The following is a 957-nucleotide window of genomic DNA, read 5'->3' on the forward strand; positions in this document are numbered from 1 at the left end:
GGCTCTGTTGCAAAGATTGGCGGCAGTCAGAGGTAGGCTGTCGCTCTGCGCCGATCAGGCGGCTGCTGCGAAATGGTGGTTGAGCATGCCCATGGCCTCCGTCAGCGCCGAGGGCCCAATGCCAAAAGCTCTCTCCACAAGGCGCACCTCGCCCCTGATGCCGGGCTGCAGGCACCAGGGGCGAGCCTGTCCTTTGCGCAGGGCTCGCATGACTTCGAATCCCTTGATCGTGGCATAGGCCGTGGGGATCGATTTGAAACCGCGCACCGGCTTGATCAGTATCTTGAGCTTTCCGTGATCGGCCTCGATCACGTTATTGAGATACTTCACCTGCCGGTGGGCCGTCTCCCGGTCCAGCTTTCCTTCGCGCTTCAATTCGGTGATCGCTGCACCATAGCTCGGCGCTTTGTCGGTATTGAGCGTGGCAGGCTTTTCCCAGTGCTTCAGGCCTCGCAGGGCCTTGCCCAGGAACCGCTTCGCTGCCTTGGCGCTGCGGGTCGGCGACAGGTAGAAATCGATCGTGTCGCCCCGCTTGTCGACTGCCCGGTACAGGTAGGTCCACTTGCCCCGCACCTTGACGTAGGTTTCATCCAGGCGCCAGCTCGGATCAAAGCCACGCCGCCAGAACCAGCGCAGCCGCTTCTCCATCTCCGGGGCGTAGCACTGGACCCAGCGATAGATCGTCGTATGGTCGACCGAAATGCCGCGTTCCGCCAGCATTTCCTCAAGGTCGCGATAGCTGATCGGATAGCGACAATACCAGCGCACCGCCCACAGGATCACATCACCCTGGAAATGGCGCCACTTGAAATCCGTCATCGTTCCGTCCGTCCAATCTCCGCCAAGCATGCTCAAGCTTCACGATTTTTGCAACAGAGCCCACACGAGTATTGAGCATAGTCGAGATTGGTGCAGATCACTTCTGATATTGAACTGTCAGGAGCTGGCTGCACAACA

1 protein-coding gene is annotated in these 957 nt (G+C 59.5%); it reads right to left on the bottom strand.

Going from position 1 to position 957, the window contains the following annotated elements; all coding sequences use genetic code 11:
• Nucleotides 1–54: 54 nt before the first annotated feature.
• Nucleotides 55–819 carry an IS6-like element IS6100 family transposase gene (locus tag OKC40_RS22620; RefSeq protein WP_001389365.1) on the bottom strand — a complete coding sequence of 255 codons (765 nt, stop codon included), beginning with the start codon at nucleotides 817–819 and terminating at the stop codon, nucleotides 55–57.
• Nucleotides 820–957 lie beyond the last annotated feature (138 nt).

It is taken from the genome of Aeromonas sp. QDB11, from assembly GCF_027705265.1.
Taxonomy (GTDB): Bacteria; Pseudomonadota; Gammaproteobacteria; order Enterobacterales; family Aeromonadaceae; genus Aeromonas; species Aeromonas allosaccharophila.

What these genes read in the sequence shown, in the direction of transcription:
- OKC40_RS22620 (WP_001389365.1), bottom strand. Translation starts at nt 819, where the DNA reads ATGACGGATTTCAAGTGGCGCCATTTCCAGGGTGATGTGATCCTGTGG.